General features: G+C 51.3%; 13 protein-coding genes, 2 pseudogenes and 1 other annotated feature. Of the genes and pseudogenes, 11 read left to right on the forward strand and 4 right to left on the reverse strand.

Annotated features, from left to right (window positions below; translation table 11 throughout):
• The first annotated feature begins 15 nt into the window (after positions 1–15).
• The 3 genes from gyrB to yidA all read left to right on the forward strand — a co-directional run bounded on the left by gyrB (position 16) and on the right by yidA (position 3,995).
• On the forward strand, positions 16–2,430 hold the full coding sequence (gene gyrB / locus AACU94_RS20640; protein ID WP_135488534.1) for a DNA topoisomerase (ATP-hydrolyzing) subunit B: 2,415 nt from the start codon (positions 16–18) through the stop codon (positions 2,428–2,430).
• A gap of 239 nt (positions 2,431–2,669) precedes the next feature.
• A complete protein-coding gene (locus tag AACU94_RS20645; protein WP_205713084.1) occupies positions 2,670–3,068 on the forward strand; it encodes a YidB family protein in 399 nt (132 codons plus the stop codon).
• A 114-nt stretch (positions 3,069–3,182) separates the two neighbouring features.
• Positions 3,183–3,995, forward strand: coding sequence for a sugar-phosphatase (yidA, locus tag AACU94_RS20650; RefSeq protein ID WP_130215106.1), 813 nt, complete (start codon positions 3,183–3,185; stop codon positions 3,993–3,995).
• A 43-nt stretch (positions 3,996–4,038) separates the two neighbouring features.
• On the opposite strand, the gene AACU94_RS20655 is transcribed toward yidA, so the two are convergent.
• Positions 4,039–4,695 carry a YidX family protein gene (locus AACU94_RS20655; protein WP_130222505.1) on the reverse strand — a complete coding sequence of 219 codons (657 nt, stop codon included), beginning with the start codon at positions 4,693–4,695 and terminating at the stop codon, positions 4,039–4,041.
• A 277-nt stretch (positions 4,696–4,972) separates the two neighbouring features.
• On the opposite strand from AACU94_RS20655, the gene dgoR reads away from it, so the two are divergent.
• The 4 genes and pseudogenes from dgoR (at position 4,973) to AACU94_RS20680 (ending at position 8,413) form a co-directional block, all read left to right on the forward strand.
• A complete protein-coding gene (dgoR, locus tag AACU94_RS20660) occupies positions 4,973–5,662 on the forward strand; it encodes a D-galactonate utilization transcriptional regulator DgoR (RefSeq protein WP_000174305.1) in 690 nt (229 codons plus the stop codon).
• A 28-nt stretch (positions 5,663–5,690) separates the two neighbouring features.
• Positions 5,691–5,783 (forward strand): annotated as a pseudogene (locus AACU94_RS20665) (2-dehydro-3-deoxygalactonokinase); the annotation flags it as partial.
• 70 nt (positions 5,784–5,853) lie between these two features.
• A complete protein-coding gene (gene dgoD, locus AACU94_RS20675; RefSeq protein WP_130222503.1) occupies positions 5,854–7,002 on the forward strand; it encodes a galactonate dehydratase in 1,149 nt (382 codons plus the stop codon).
• Positions 7,003–7,076: 74 nt separating this feature from the next.
• Positions 7,077–8,413, forward strand: a pseudogene (locus AACU94_RS20680) (MFS transporter).
• Here the strand turns inward: AACU94_RS20680 and cbrA are convergent.
• A complete protein-coding gene (gene cbrA / locus AACU94_RS20685) occupies positions 8,374–9,474 on the reverse strand; it encodes a colicin M resistance lipid reductase CbrA (RefSeq protein ID WP_135488536.1) in 1,101 nt (366 codons plus the stop codon). The pseudogene AACU94_RS20680 and the gene cbrA overlap by 40 nt on opposite strands.
• 100 nt (positions 9,475–9,574) lie before the next feature.
• On the opposite strand from cbrA, the gene AACU94_RS20690 reads away from it, so the two are divergent.
• Positions 9,575–10,789 (forward strand): DUF3748 domain-containing protein, encoded by a 1,215-nt coding sequence (locus tag AACU94_RS20690; protein WP_205713085.1) that lies wholly within the window; start codon positions 9,575–9,577, stop codon positions 10,787–10,789.
• Position 10,790: 1 nt separating this feature from the next.
• Here AACU94_RS20690 and AACU94_RS20695 read toward each other — a convergent pair whose 3' ends face one another.
• Positions 10,791–11,123 carry a YceK/YidQ family lipoprotein gene (locus AACU94_RS20695; RefSeq protein WP_130215114.1) on the reverse strand — a complete coding sequence of 111 codons (333 nt, stop codon included), beginning with the start codon at positions 11,121–11,123 and terminating at the stop codon, positions 10,791–10,793.
• A gap of 238 nt (positions 11,124–11,361) precedes the next feature.
• Positions 11,362–11,434, forward strand: a sequence feature (ROSE (Repression Of Heat Shock gene Expression) occurs in the 5'-region of heat shock genes and acts as an RNA thermometer to modulate expression.).
• Here AACU94_RS20695 and ibpA point away from each other — a divergent pair.
• The 3 genes from ibpA to AACU94_RS20710 all read left to right on the forward strand — a co-directional run bounded on the left by ibpA (position 11,428) and on the right by AACU94_RS20710 (position 14,238).
• The gene (ibpA, locus tag AACU94_RS20700; protein WP_001243437.1) at positions 11,428–11,841 is read left to right on the forward strand and encodes a small heat shock chaperone IbpA; all 414 of its coding nucleotides are present in this window, start codon (positions 11,428–11,430) and stop codon (positions 11,839–11,841) included. Its footprint overlaps the feature before it by 7 nt.
• Before the next feature lie 110 nt (positions 11,842–11,951).
• A complete protein-coding gene (ibpB, locus tag AACU94_RS20705; RefSeq protein WP_001243431.1) occupies positions 11,952–12,380 on the forward strand; it encodes a small heat shock chaperone IbpB in 429 nt (142 codons plus the stop codon).
• Positions 12,381–12,576: 196 nt separating this feature from the next.
• Positions 12,577–14,238 carry a putative transporter gene (locus AACU94_RS20710; RefSeq protein WP_135488537.1) on the forward strand — a complete coding sequence of 554 codons (1,662 nt, stop codon included), beginning with the start codon at positions 12,577–12,579 and terminating at the stop codon, positions 14,236–14,238.
• A gap of 77 nt (positions 14,239–14,315) precedes the next feature.
• On the opposite strand, the gene yidI is transcribed toward AACU94_RS20710, so the two are convergent.
• Positions 14,316–14,765, reverse strand: coding sequence for a protein YidI (gene yidI, locus AACU94_RS20715; protein ID WP_130222499.1), 450 nt, complete (start codon positions 14,763–14,765; stop codon positions 14,316–14,318).
• Between the last annotated feature and the right edge of the window lie 3 nt (positions 14,766–14,768).

Below are 14,768 nucleotides of genomic sequence, written 5' to 3' on the forward strand. Positions count from 1 at the left end.
GAGCGAGAAACGTTGATGTCGAATTCTTATGACTCCTCCAGTATCAAAGTCCTGAAAGGGCTGGATGCGGTGCGTAAGCGCCCGGGTATGTATATCGGCGACACGGATGACGGCACCGGTCTGCACCACATGGTATTCGAGGTGGTAGATAACGCTATCGACGAAGCGCTCGCGGGTCACTGTAAAGAAATTATCGTCACCATTCACGCCGATAACTCTGTCTCTGTACAGGACGACGGGCGCGGTATTCCGACCGGTATTCACCCGGAAGAGGGCGTATCGGCGGCGGAAGTGATCATGACCGTTCTGCACGCAGGCGGTAAATTTGACGATAACTCCTATAAAGTGTCCGGCGGTCTGCACGGCGTTGGTGTTTCGGTAGTAAACGCCCTGTCGCAAAAACTGGAGCTGGTTATCCAGCGCGAGGGTAAAATTCACCGTCAGATCTACGAACACGGTGTACCACAGGCTCCGCTGGCGGTTACCGGCGACACCGATAAAACCGGCACGATGGTGCGTTTCTGGCCCAGCCTCGAAACCTTCACCAATGTGACCGAGTTCGAATATGAAATTCTGGCGAAACGTCTGCGTGAGTTGTCGTTCCTCAACTCCGGCGTCTCCATTCGTCTGAAAGACAAGCGTGATGGTAAAGAAGACCACTTCCACTATGAAGGCGGTATCAAGGCGTTCGTTGAGTATCTGAACAAGAACAAAACGCCGATCCACCCGAATATCTTCTACTTCTCCACCGAAAAAGACGGTATCGGCGTTGAAGTGGCGCTGCAGTGGAACGATGGCTTCCAGGAAAACATCTACTGCTTTACCAACAACATTCCGCAGCGTGACGGCGGTACTCACCTGGCAGGCTTCCGTGCGGCGATGACCCGTACCCTGAACGCCTACATGGACAAAGAAGGCTACAGCAAAAAAGCCAAAGTCAGTGCCACCGGTGACGATGCGCGTGAAGGCCTGATTGCCGTTGTCTCCGTGAAAGTGCCGGACCCGAAATTCTCCTCCCAGACCAAAGACAAACTGGTTTCTTCTGAGGTGAAATCGGCGGTTGAACAGCAGATGAACGAACTGCTGGCAGAATACCTGCTGGAAAATCCGACCGACGCGAAAATCGTGGTTGGCAAAATTATCGATGCTGCCCGCGCCCGTGAAGCTGCGCGTCGCGCTCGTGAAATGACCCGTCGTAAAGGTGCGCTGGACTTAGCGGGCCTGCCGGGCAAACTGGCGGACTGTCAGGAACGCGATCCGGCGCTCTCCGAACTGTACCTTGTGGAAGGGGACTCTGCGGGCGGCTCTGCAAAACAGGGGCGTAACCGCAAGAACCAGGCGATTCTGCCGTTGAAAGGTAAAATCCTCAACGTCGAGAAAGCCCGCTTCGATAAGATGCTGGCTTCCCAGGAAGTGGCGACGCTGATCACCGCGCTTGGCTGCGGGATTGGTCGTGACGAGTACAACCCGGACAAACTGCGTTATCACAGCATCATCATCATGACCGATGCGGACGTCGACGGTTCGCACATTCGTACGCTGCTGTTGACCTTCTTCTATCGTCAGATGCCGGAAATCATCGAACGCGGTCACGTTTACATTGCCCAGCCGCCGCTGTACAAAGTGAAGAAAGGTAAGCAGGAACAGTACATTAAAGACGATGAAGCGATGGATCAGTACCAAATCTCCATCGCACTGGATGGTGCTTCCTTACATACCAACGCCAGCGCACCAGCTTTAGCGGGCGAAGCGTTAGAAAAACTGGTGTCTGAGTACAATGCGGCGCAGAAAATGATCGTGCGTATGGAGCGTCGTTATCCGAAAGCAATGCTGAAAGAGCTTATCTATCAGCCAACGCTGACGGAAGCCGACCTCTCTGATGAGCAGACCGTTACCCGCTGGGTGAACGCGCTGGTCAGCGAACTGAACGACAAAGAGCAGCACGGCAGCCAGTGGAAGTTTGATGTCCACACCAATGCCGAGAAAAACCTGTTCGAGCCGATTGTTCGCGTGCGTACCCACGGCGTGGATACTGACTACCCGCTGGATCACGAGTTCATCACCGGTGGCGAATATCGTCGTATCTGCACTCTGGGCGAGAAACTGCGTGGCTTGCTGGAAGAAGATGCGTTTATCGAACGTGGCGAGCGTCTTCAGCCGGTAGCCAGCTTCGAGCAGGCGCTGGACTGGCTGGTGAAAGAGTCCCGTCGTGGTCTTTCCATCCAGCGTTATAAAGGTCTGGGCGAGATGAACCCGGAACAGTTGTGGGAAACCACGATGGACCCGGAAAGCCGTCGTATGCTGCGCGTTACCGTTAAAGATGCGATTGCCGCCGACCAGCTGTTCACCACGCTGATGGGCGACGCCGTTGAACCGCGTCGTGCATTTATCGAAGAGAACGCCCTGAAAGCGGCGAATATCGATATTTAATGGCGTTAACAATGCGAGCGTGCCTGATGCGCTACGCTTATCAGGCCTACAAGACTCATGCAATGTATTGAATTTTCATGATTTTGTAGGCTGGAGAAGGCGTTAACGCCACATCCGGCAAGAAGCTTTAAGAAAAGGGCGGAGATTATCTCCGCCCTTTTTATTTCTGCAATCCGCAATTATCATCCCGCAGAACTATACTTTTTGAGTCAACACGTAACGCTTTACAGGTGATTATCATGGGGCTTTTTGATGAAGTTGTCGGTGCCTTTCTGAAAGGCGATGCGGGGAAATATCAGGCGATTTTAAGTTGGGTTGAGGAGCAGGGCGGCATTCAGGTGCTGCTGGAAAAACTGCAAAGTGGCGGCTTAGGTGCCATTCTCACATCCTGGTTGAGTAACCAACAAAGTAATCAACCGGTGAGCGGAGAACAACTGGAGTCGGCGCTCGGCACAAATGCGGTGTCCGATCTTGGACAAAAACTCGGTGTTGATACCAGTGCTGCTTCCAACATACTGGCGGAACAATTGCCGAAGATTATTGATGCTCTATCGCCGCAGGGCGAAGTTTCGCCACAAGCCAATAACGATTTGCTTTCCGCAGGCATGGAATTGCTGAAAGGAAAACTTTTCCGCTAAGCAAAAGGGGAGCACGCAACGCGCGTTGCATCCCCGTTTTCCCTCAGGTGTTGTACTGATTTTTGAGCGCAATCGCGTTAGCATGGGTCAGGAAACAATCTACCTGGGGAACTCATGGCTATCAAACTCATTGCTATCGATATGGATGGCACCCTTCTGCTGCCCGATCACACCATTTCACCCGCCGTTAAAAATGCGATTGCCGCAGCTCGCGCCCGTGGCGTGAATGTCGTGCTAACGACGGGGCGCCCTTATGCAGGCGTTCACAACTACCTGAAAGAACTGCACATGGAACAGCCCGGCGACTACTGCATTACTTACAACGGCGCGCTGGTACAGAAGGCTGCTGATGGCAGCACCGTGGCGCAAACAGCATTGAGCTATGACGACTATCGTTTCCTGGAAAAACTCTCTCGCGAAGTCGGTTCTCATTTTCACGCCCTGGACCGCACCACGCTGTACACCGCTAACCGTGATATCAGCTACTACACGGTGCATGAATCCTTCGTTGCCACCATTCCGCTGGTATTCTGCGAAGCGGAAAGAATGGACCCCAATATACAGCTCCTGAAAGTGATGATGATTGATGAACCCGCCATCCTCGACCAGGCTATCGCGCGTATTCCGCAGGAAGTGAAAGAGAAATACACCGTGCTGAAAAGTGCGCCGTACTTCCTCGAAATCCTCGATAAACGCGTTAACAAAGGCACTGGTGTGAAATCATTGGCCGACGTGTTGGGCATTAAACCGGAAGAAATTATGGCGATTGGCGATCAGGAAAACGACATCGCAATGATTGAATATGCAGGTGTTGGTGTGGCGATGGATAACGCTATTCCTTCGGTGAAAGAAGTGGCGAACTTTGTCACCAAATCCAACCTTGAAGATGGCGTGGCGTTTGCTATTGAGAAGTATGTGCTGAATTAATCTGTGGGCGGGCAAACAGCATGAATGCGTTTGCCCGCAGCGATTAACAATTTCTGGTCGTGCATAAAATCAGGAACTGGAGTGGTGACGTTACTATATCCAGCGTAAGAGTGACTGGTAGCAGTGCATTAACGAGGCCGCGCGGGACGCCATCTGTTGCTTTGTACTCATAAAATCCCACCGTAAAGGGTTGATGGAAAACCATCACGTTTGAGTAATCCGCTTTTTTATTTTTCTGGTGGATAGAGCCTTTCAAGCCGTCAAGTGCCCAAGTACAACGCCGGGTATCACAAATAAAACCATATTGTGTTGCCAGTGCCTTATCTTCTTCGTTGTTCCAGTCGTAATAGAGCGTAATAGCACCAGAGAATTTCTTATTACTGCTGCTTAAAATAAATTTCGCATTATCATGGACGGTGATTCTTTCGCCATGAATTGCCGGATCGTTCAGCATTTTAACCACATCACCGCCACCCGTGGTCAGCAGGTAGTCCAGCGATTCGCCAACAAAAACATAGCCTTTCGTACCGTTACTATCCTCTGCCAGTGATAAACCCGTAATCGTGTCTGACCGCCATTGCTGGGCATGTGGACGGCTTGCGGTATTAAAAACCAGTCCTGCGGTTAGACATCCGGTCAACGCGAATGCCAAAGAACACAAACCGGCAGCCTTAAAAAATCCCTTAAAATTCAACTTCATGATTAATCCTTTAAACAAGAGTGCTAAGCCGTTGAAAGCATACTCTTATTTCCCTCCTGTTTAGCGCCTGATACCCCTTTTCAGATTTCTGCCCGGCGCATGTCATTTTTTATGTATTGTTCTTTTTGTGATCTAAATTGTAGTACAACAATATAAGTTTGTACTACATTACGCGCACGGCAAACGCGAATGTCATCACGCTGGTACTACAAAATTGCCGCGTTATGCATCGATCGGGGTAAAGTAGAGAAGAACATACAGAGCACAAGGACTCTCCATGACTCTCAATAAAACCGATCGCATTGTCATTACGCTGGGTAAACAGATCGTTCACGGCAAATACGTGCCAGGCTCGCCGCTTCCGGCTGAGGCGGAACTCTGTGAGGAGTTTGCAACCTCGCGCAACATCATCCGTGAAGTGTTCCGTTCGCTGATGGCGAAGCGACTGATTGAAATGAAACGTTATCGCGGGGCGTTTGTAGCACCGCGTAACCAGTGGAATTACCTCGACACTGACGTACTGCAATGGGTGCTGGAAAACGACTACGACCCACGGCTTATCAGTGCAATGAGCGAAGTACGAAATCTGGTGGAACCTGCGATTGCCCGCTGGGCGGCGGAGCGCGCGACCTCCAGCGATCTGGCGCAGATTGAATCGGCACTGAACGAGATGATAGCCAACAATCAGGATCGAGAGGCGTTTAACGAAGCGGATATTCGCTATCACGAGGCGGTACTGCAATCGGTGCATAACCCGGTATTACAGCAACTTAGCATCGCGATCAGTTCGCTGCAGCGGGCGGTTTTTGAACGAACCTGGATGGGCGATGAGGCCAACATGCCGCAAACGCTCCAGGAACATAAGGCGCTGTTCGATGCGATACGGCATCAGGACGGCGATGCGGCAGAGCAGGCGGCGCTTACCATGATCGCCAGCTCGACACGAAGGTTAAAGGAAATCACATGACAGTGTGCTACATCGCAATTGACTGGGGAATATCTCTATAATCCCCAGCGTGTGCCTCTCTCATGACGATAACCACAATGACATGCGTGGTGAAGAAACCCAATTGCACGGCGCGCAGGCACCGGGCAATCCGTAGAACGTACCACGTAGCAGACAGCAGCATTTGTTAAGGCGTATCGAGAGGCAGTGCAATGAAAATCACCAAAATTACCACGTATCGTTTACCTCCCCGTTGGATGTTCCTGAAAATTGAAACCGATGAAGGCGTGGTCGGTTGGGGCGAGCCAGTGATTGAAGGCCGCGCCCGTACGGTTGAAGCGGCAGTTCACGAGCTGGGTGACTATTTGATTGGTCAGGATCCATCGCGCATCAACGACTTATGGCAAGTGATGTATCGCGCCGGATTTTATCGTGGCGGTCCGATCCTGATGAGCGCCATTGCCGGGATTGACCAGGCGTTATGGGATATCAAAGGCAAAGTGCTGAATGCGCCAGTCTGGCAACTGATGGGCGGCCTGGTCCGTGACAAAATCAAAGCCTACAGTTGGGTCGGTGGCGATCGTCCGGCGGATGTTATCGACGGCATTAAAACTCTGCGTGAAATCGGCTTCGATACCTTCAAACTGAACGGTTGTGAAGAACTGGGGCTAATTGATAACTCCCGCGCGATAGATGCGGCAGTCAACACCGTGGCACAAATTCGTGAAGCTTTTGGCAATCAGATTGAGTTTGGTCTTGATTTCCACGGTCGCGTCAGCGCGCCGATGGCGAAAGTACTGATTAAAGAACTGGAACCGTATCGCCCGCTGTTTATTGAAGAGCCGGTGCTGGCGGAACAAGCCGAATACTACCCGAAACTGGCGGCACAGACGCATATCCCACTGGCGGCGGGTGAGCGCATGTTCTCACGCTTCGATTTTAAACGCGTGCTGGAGGCGGGCGGTATTTCGATTCTGCAACCGGATCTCTCCCACGCAGGCGGTATTACCGAATGCTACAAAATTGCCGCAATGGCAGAAGCCTATGATGTGACCCTTGCACCGCACTGTCCGCTCGGACCGATTGCACTGGCGGCTTGCCTGCATATCGACTTTGTTTCCTATAACGCGGTACTTCAGGAACAAAGTATGGGCATTCATTACAACAAAGGCGCGGAGTTACTCGACTTTGTGAAAAACAAAGAAGACTTCAGCATGGTCGGCGGCTTCTTTAAACCGCTAACGAAACCGGGCTTAGGCGTGGAAATCGACGAAGCTAAAGTTATTGAGTTCAGTAAAAATGCCCCGGACTGGCGTAATCCGCTCTGGCGTCATGAAGATAACAGCGTAGCAGAGTGGTAATTCCTGCCACGTAAGCCCCTCATCGGGCACTAAAACAGCAATACAAAAATATAACCCTCTGTACATTACAGGGCATGGTGAGCGGCTTCGCTATGCCCAAAATCTGGAGAAAGCTCGCTATGGATATTCCCGTTAATGCAGCAAAGCCGGGGCGTCGGCGTTATCTGACGCTGGTGATGATCTTTATTACGGTGGTCATTTGTTATGTTGACCGCGCTAACCTGGCCGTGGCTTCCGCCCATATTCAGGAAGAGTTCGGTATTACCAAAGCGCAAATGGGCTATGTATTTTCGGCCTTCGCCTGGCTTTATACGCTATGTCAGATCCCCGGCGGTTGGTTTTTAGATCGCGTAGGTTCACGCGTGACTTATTTTATTGCGATATTTGGCTGGTCAGTGGCGACTTTATTCCAGGCTTTGCCACGGGATTAATGTCATTAATTGGTCTGCGCGCGATAACTGGTATTTTCGAAGCGCCCGCTTTCCCGACCAATAACCGGATGGTGACCAGCTGGTTCCCGGAACATGAACGTGCTTCCGCCGTTGGTTTTTATACGTCTGGTCAGTTTGTCGGTCTGGCGTTTCTGACTCCGCTGCTGAGCTGGATTCAGGAAATGTTGAGCTGGCACTGGGTGTTCATTGTCACTGGTGGTATCGGCATTATCTGGTCGCTGATTTGGTTTAAGGTTTATCAGCCGCCGCGCCTGACCAAAGGCATCAGCAAAGCTGAACTGGATTACATTCGTGATGGCGGCGGTTTGGTGGATGGCGATGCGCCGGTGAAAAAAGAGGCACGTCAGCCGTTAACAGCCAAAGACTGGAAACTGGTGTTCCATCGTAAACTGATTGGCGTCTATCTTGGGCAATTTGCGGTGGCTTCTACACTGTGGTTTTTCTTAACCTGGTTCCCGAACTATTTAACCCAGGAAAAAGGGATCACCGCGCTGAAAGCAGGCTTTATGACCACAGTGCCATTCCTCGCGGCGTTTGTCGGCGTCCTGCTCTCTGGCTGGGTCGCGGATCTGCTGGTACGTAAGGGCTTTTCACTGGGCTTTGCGCGTAAAACGCCGATTATCTGCGGCTTGCTGATCTCCACCTGCATTATGGGCGCTAACTACACCAACGATCCGATGATGATTATGTGCCTGATGGCGCTGGCATTCTTTGGCAACGGATTTGCTTCGATTACCTGGTCGCTGGTTTCTTCTCTGGCACCGATGCGCCTGATTGGTTTAACCGGCGGCGTGTTTAACTTTGCCGGTGGTCTGGGCGGCATCACCGTTCCGCTGGTGGTGGGGTACCTGGCGCAGGGTTACGGTTTCGCACCTGCACTGGTTTATATTTCCGCCGTCGCGTTGATTGGCGCACTCTCTTACATCCTGCTGGTGGGCGATGTGAAGCGCGTTGGATAATCTTTCAACTGTGGAATATGCGCCACACCACTGCGCATAATCCACTTTCTTAAAGCCGGTGCGGTCAGGCATCGGCTTTTTACTATCTTGCCGAAGAGTTTTAAACGCAGTTTGCGGGTGGCGCGCCAGTAGGCGGCGTTGCTCTTCTCCGGCTGCTTCAGTAACACCGAACGAAGAATGTCTGCGCTATCCAGCGCATAGCTAATCCCCTCCAGCGAACTGGCGCTGATAAATCCCGCCGCTTCACCAATCAGAAAGGCATTGTCCTTACCGCAGACAAAATCCTGCCAGCGTGAGGGAAACAGCACCGTGCATTTTTCGTTTTTCACCGCCTTACCAAACTGGAACTGAAAGGCGCTCATTTTCTCTTTCAGTGCTGTGAAACGCGCCTGGCCATCTTTCATCGGATAGGCGCCGCCAAAGATAAAATAACCGTCTTTGCTGATACTCCATGAATAACAGTCAGTTATCGCATTATCAAAGATGCAGGAGTAGAACGGCACCGGATGTTTCTCTGCGAACCACTGCTGGATGGCGACATATTTACGAATCTGATGATCCGGGTAGAGATGTCGCCGCACCATCGAGTTGGCACCATCGGCACCGACCAGATAGCGGGCGGTAATATGCTGCTCCCAGCCGTCTGCACGAAAAATGACATGCCATTTATCATCCTCACGCCAGATTTTCCGGCACAGGCTATCGTGGTAAATCTCAACGCTGGCGGGGATCAGTGATTTCATCCACAAGTCGAAAGCGTGGCGATTAATATTGATATAGCTTCGCTGGTAGTTACGCGTGAGAGATGCGGCGACGTCGACGGTTTTGACGCTGAAAATCTGCGGGTTGGCGATCACATCGACAGGAAGCGTCAGTCCATCGCGAATAAAAGATCGCTGCGCGTCCGGTGCCAGCAGACCGCCGCAAGGCTTGCTGAAACCTTCAGTACCATGCTGGTGCTTTTTATCCAGCGCGATCACCTGCATTCTGCCTGCTAACTTTCGCGCCAACGCCGACCCTGCCGGGCCGAGGCCAATAATCGCCACGTCAAAATGTTCCATCTTTTCACTCACATTCATCACGATGGCAAAAGACTAATGTCTGAAAGTGAAGTCCTTGTGAAGTATGATGGCGGGAACCGTTTTGTATCAGGACCGCGCCATGAAACAGATAACCTTTGCTCCCCGTAATCACCTGCTCACCAATACCAATACCTGGACGCCCGACAGCCAGTGGCTGGTGTTTGACGTGCGTCCTTCTGGCGCGTCGTTTACCGGTGAGACCATTGAGCGTGTGAATATCCATACCGGCGAGGTCGAGGTTATCTACCGCGCGTCACAGGGCGCGCACGTCGGCGTGGTGACCGTTCATCCGAAGTCAGAGAAGTATGTCTTCATCCACGGCCCTGAAAATCCTGATGAAACATGGTATTACGATTTCCATCACCGTCGTGGCGTGGTTGTTGAAGGCGGCAAGATGAGCAATCTCGATGCAATGGATATTACCGTTCCGTACACTCCAGGGGCGTTACGCGGCGGCAGTCATGTACATGTCTTTAGCCCAAACGGTGAAATGGTGAGTTTTACCTATAACGACCACGTGCTGCATGAACGCGATCCAGCGCTGGATTTGCGAAACGTCGGGGTGGCAGCGCCGTTTGGTCCGGTCAATGTGCAAAAGCAGCATCCGCGTGAATACAGCGGTAGCCACTGGTGCGTGCTGGTGAGTAAAACAACGCCCACGCCGCAGCCGGGCAGCGATGAAATCAATCGTGCTTATGAAGAAGGATGGGTAGGAAACCACGCTCTGGCGTTTATTGGCGATACGCTTTCGCAAAAGGGCGAGAAAGTGCCGGAGCTGTATATTGTTGAATTGCCGCAAGATGAAAACGGCTGGAAATTGCCGGGCGACGCGCCGTTAAGCGGAACGGAATCAACTCTGCCCGCGCCACCGCGTGGCGTCGTGCAGCGACGTTTAACCTTTACCCACCATCGGGCTTATCCGGGGTTAGTCAACGTCCCGCGCCACTGGGTGCGGTGTAACCCGCAAGGAACGCAAATCGCGTTTTTAATGCGTGATGATCACGGTATTGTGCAACTGTGGCTTATCTCGCCACAGGGCGGCGAACCGCGCCAGTTAACCCATAACAAAACGGATATTCAGTCAGCATTCAACTGGCATCCATCGGGAGAATGGCTGGGCGTTGTGCTGGATAACCGTATTGCCTGCGTACACGCGCAAAGCGGTACGGTTGAGTATTTAACCGAAAACCACGCCAACCCACCTTCGGCGGACGCGGTGGTCTTCTCGCCGGATGGTCAATGGCTGGCGTGGATGGAAGCCGGCCAGTTGTGGATAACCAAAACTGGCCGCTAAATCAGTTCACGGGCATTCTGGCTGGTGGAATGACGGCATTGATGGCTTGCGCGTCGGCTTCGCTTTTTTCCACGCGCGAGCGCACTGAACTGTCTTTGCGGAACGCATCCCATGGCAGAAGTAGCGTATCCATGACTGCGGTAAATGGCATATCGAGAATTGCCAGCGATTTGGTTCCCCAGTTTGTTGTGTCATCACCAATCATGGTGGCACTGGCGCGGGTGCCGGGATACGTTCCCTCCTTCCCCCCGGTATGGGACATTACGCTGGAGCATCCTCCGAGTAATGCCATTCCGCTGCATATCATGAACGCTAACAACACATTTCTTATCATAATAAATTCATCTGTTGATCGTGGGTGTTGGCATGATGTGTTATAGCGATCCCTTGCTGAAAATAACATCATCATTACGTTGCACTGTGGCGGCTATCGCACTTTAACGTTTCGTGCTGCCCCCCAGTCTATGCAATAGACCACAAACTGCAAAAAAAAGTCCGTCGAAAAGACTTGAAAAGTGCATATCCAGACCCATTTTTATACCGTAGCCAATGAGAACACGCCTGATGGGTGTTCTGGCTATCCGACCTGTCCATTGTGGAAGGTCTTACATTCTCGCTGATTTCAGGAGCTATTAATTATGCGTAACTTTGATTTATCCCCGCTTTACCGTTCTGCTATTGGATTTGATCGTTTGTTTAACCACTTAGAAAACAACCAGAGCCAGAGTAATGGCGGCTACCCTCCGTACAATGTTGAACTGGTAGACGAAAACCATTACCGCATTGCTATCGCGGTGGCTGGCTTTGCCGAAAGTGAACTGGAAATTACCGCCCAGGACAATCTGCTGGTGGTGAAAGGTGCTCACGCCGACGAACAAAAAGAGCGCACCTATCTGTACCAGGGCATCGCTGAACGCAACTTTGAACGTAAATTCCAGTTAGCTGAGAACATTCATGTTCGTGGTGCTAACTTGGTAAATGGTTTGCTGTATATCGATCTCGAACGCGTGATTCCGGAAGCGAAAAAACCGCGCCGTATCGAAATCAACTAATTCCCTAAGGCCGCAGTGCGCGGCCTGACATTTGATGCTCGCCGTCAGGGAGCATATGCGAATCTTCGGATTTGCAGGTACTTACTCGCTTCTTAGAAGGAGAAATGACTATGCGTAACTTCGATTTATCCCCACTGATGCGTCAATGGATCGGTTTTGACAAACTGGCCAACGCACTGCAAAACGCCGGTGAAAGCCAGAGCTTCCCGCCGTACAACATTGAGAAAAGCGACGATAACCACTACCGCATTACCCTTGCGCTGGCAGGTTTTCGTCAGGAAGATTTAGAGATTCAACTGGAAGGAACGCGCCTGAGCGTAAAAGGCACGCCGGAGCAGCCAAAAGAAGAGAAGAAATGGCTGCATCAAGGGCTTATGAATCAGCCGTTTAGCCTGAGCTTTACGCTGGCTGAAAATATGGAAGTCTCTGGCGCAACCTTCGTTAATGGTTTACTGCATATTGATTTAATTCGTAATGAGCCTGAACCCATCGCAGCGCAGCGTATCGCTATCAGCGAACGTCCCGCGTTAAATAGCTAATTAGCTATTCTCTTTGCCCCGCCAGTTTGGTGGGGCTTTTTTTTGCCTGCAATCTTCAACAATGTTTTAATTTTCGCCAATTTAAGATGTTCCGGCACTTTCTTTACCGTGATAATGTGCGCCATAAGGCAAATCTGCTTCACCGATTCAGCCATAATCCGTAGCAATTAAAATGTTATTTCAAGAGAAATGGACGATGAGTGATATAGCATTAACGGTCAGTATTCTGGCTTTGGTGGCGGTCGTCGGGTTGTTTATCGGCAACGTCAAGTTTCGCGGTGTTGGATTGGGCATTGGCGGCGTGCTGTTCGGTGGGATCATCGTCGGCCATTTTGTTTCACAGGCGGGGATGACATTAAGCAGCGACATGCTGCATGTTATCCAGGAATTTGGTCTGATCCTGTTCGTTTATACTATCGGTATTCAGGTGGGGCCGGGCTTCTTTGCCTCGTTGCGTGTCTCCGGATTACGCCTCAATTTGTTTGCTGTTTTAGTTGTCATCATTGGTGGCCTGGTCACCGCTATCCTGCATAAACTGTTCGATATTCCACTTCCCGTGGTACTGGGGATTTTCTCCGGTGCGGTCACCAATACACCAGCGCTGGGTGCAGGTCAGCAGATCTTACGCGACCTGGGGACACCAATGGAGATGGTCGATCAGATGGGGATGAGCTATGCGATGGCTTATCCATTTGGGATTTGCGGCATTTTGTTCACTATGTGGATGCTGCGGGTTATTTTCCGCGTCAATGTTGAGACTGAGGCGTTGCAACACGAGTCCACGCGGACTAACGGTAGCGTGCTGATCAGGACCATTAACATCCGTGTTGATAACCCTAACTTACATAATTTAGCGATTAAAGATGTACCGATTCTCAATGGCGATAAAGTTATCTGCTCGCGATTGAAACGAGAGGAAACCCTCAAAGTACCTTCTCCGGAAACCATTATTCAGTTGGGCGATTTGCTTCATCTGGTGGGACAGCCTGCGGATTTACATAATGCGCAATTGGTGATTGGTCAGGAAGTGGATACCTCGCTGTCGACGAAAGGCACCGATCTGCGCGTCGAACGCGTCGTGGTCACCAATGAGAATGTGCTTGGTAAACGTATTCGCGACCTGCACTTTAAGGAGCGCTATGACGTCGTTATTTCGCGCCTGAACCGTGCTGGCGTTGAATTAGTTGCAAGTAGCGATATTAGCCTGCAATTTGGCGATATTCTCAACCTGGTTGGACGCCCGTCCGCGATTGATGCCGTTGCTAATGTATTAGGTAATGCGCAGCAAAAATTGCAACAGGTACAAATGTTACCGGTGTTTATTGGTATTGGGCTTGGCGTATTGTTGGGCTCCATTCCGGTGTTTGTGCCTGGATTCCCGGCTGCGTTGAAGTTGGGGCTGGCGGGTGGTCCGCTGATTATGGCGCTGATCCTCGGGCGTATCGGTAGCATTGGTAAGCTTTACTGGTTTATGCCGCCAAGTGCCAACCTGGCGCTGCGCGAACTGGGTATCGTACTGTTTCTCTCGGTAGTTGGCCTGAAATCCGGCGGCGATTTTATCCATACACTGGTGGATGGGGAAGGGTTAAGCTGGATAGGCTATGGCGCATTGATTACTGCAATTCCGCTGATCACGGCTGGCATTCTGGCGCGGATGTTAGTCAAAATGAATTATCTCACGATGTGCGGGATGCTCGCGGGTTCAATGACCGATCCTCCGGCGCTGGCGTTTGCCAATAATCTTCATCCTACCAGTGGTGCGGCGGCGCTCTCTTACGCCACGGTGTATCCGTTAGTCATGTTCCTGCGCATTATCACACCGCAGTTACTGGCGGTGCTTTTCTGGAGTATCGGCTAACTCCTTTTTGGGTGGAGTTACCGTCAATGGTACTCCACCTGGTATTCACAATGCATTTCTGAACATTACCGCGTTGCTTAAACCAGTGAACCGCCGGTCAGGAAGGAAAAGATAAGGAATATCAGCAAAATGCTGCACACGATGCCGATACCAAAAAGCAAGGTATGGAAAGCCAGCGTCCCGCCGCCAAATACCAATGCGCCTCGAATGCCCCAGCGATTTTCCTTACGCATACCGCCAATAAATGCGCAAAGTAGCGCAGCAATGGCCAGTGCGATACCGCTTTGATCGAGGATTTTATCGACATCAACCGTCTCTTTTTTCTCCACCGTAGTAATTTTTTCACCTTTTATTCCGGCGAGGAGACCTCTTTTAATTTCAGCCGTTTTGTCCGCCACGATGCTTTCCAGCGTTGGTGGTGGCGCGGCAAAAGGGCCGAATGAAAAGTGGATAATACCCATCAATAAAGCGATGGCACCGAACAGCATGCCCAGTGAACTGCTTTTATTTTGCGCTATGATACCCATCTG

Origin of the sequence: Escherichia sp. E4702 (assembly GCF_963883545.1) — a bacterium.
GTDB lineage: Bacteria > Pseudomonadota > Gammaproteobacteria > Enterobacterales > Enterobacteriaceae > Escherichia.

What these genes read in the sequence shown, in the direction of transcription:
- gyrB (WP_135488534.1), top strand. Translation starts at nt 16, where the DNA reads ATGTCGAATTCTTATGACTCCTCCAGTATCAAAGTCCTGAAAGGGCTG.
- AACU94_RS20645 (WP_205713084.1), top strand. Translation starts at nt 2,670, where the DNA reads ATGGGGCTTTTTGATGAAGTTGTCGGTGCCTTTCTGAAAGGCGATGCG.
- yidA (WP_130215106.1), top strand. Translation starts at nt 3,183, where the DNA reads ATGGCTATCAAACTCATTGCTATCGATATGGATGGCACCCTTCTGCTG.
- AACU94_RS20655 (WP_130222505.1), bottom strand. Translation starts at nt 4,695, where the DNA reads ATGAAGTTGAATTTTAAGGGATTTTTTAAGGCTGCCGGTTTGTGTTCT.
- dgoR (WP_000174305.1), top strand. Translation starts at nt 4,973, where the DNA reads ATGACTCTCAATAAAACCGATCGCATTGTCATTACGCTGGGTAAACAG.
- dgoD (WP_130222503.1), top strand. Translation starts at nt 5,854, where the DNA reads ATGAAAATCACCAAAATTACCACGTATCGTTTACCTCCCCGTTGGATG.
- cbrA (WP_135488536.1), bottom strand. Translation starts at nt 9,474, where the DNA reads ATGGAACATTTTGACGTGGCGATTATTGGCCTCGGCCCGGCAGGGTCG.
- AACU94_RS20690 (WP_205713085.1), top strand. Translation starts at nt 9,575, where the DNA reads ATGAAACAGATAACCTTTGCTCCCCGTAATCACCTGCTCACCAATACC.
- AACU94_RS20695 (WP_130215114.1), bottom strand. Translation starts at nt 11,123, where the DNA reads ATGATAAGAAATGTGTTGTTAGCGTTCATGATATGCAGCGGAATGGCA.
- ibpA (WP_001243437.1), top strand. Translation starts at nt 11,428, where the DNA reads ATGCGTAACTTTGATTTATCCCCGCTTTACCGTTCTGCTATTGGATTT.
- ibpB (WP_001243431.1), top strand. Translation starts at nt 11,952, where the DNA reads ATGCGTAACTTCGATTTATCCCCACTGATGCGTCAATGGATCGGTTTT.
- AACU94_RS20710 (WP_135488537.1), top strand. Translation starts at nt 12,577, where the DNA reads ATGAGTGATATAGCATTAACGGTCAGTATTCTGGCTTTGGTGGCGGTC.
- yidI (WP_130222499.1), bottom strand. Translation starts at nt 14,765, where the DNA reads ATGGGTATCATAGCGCAAAATAAAAGCAGTTCACTGGGCATGCTGTTC.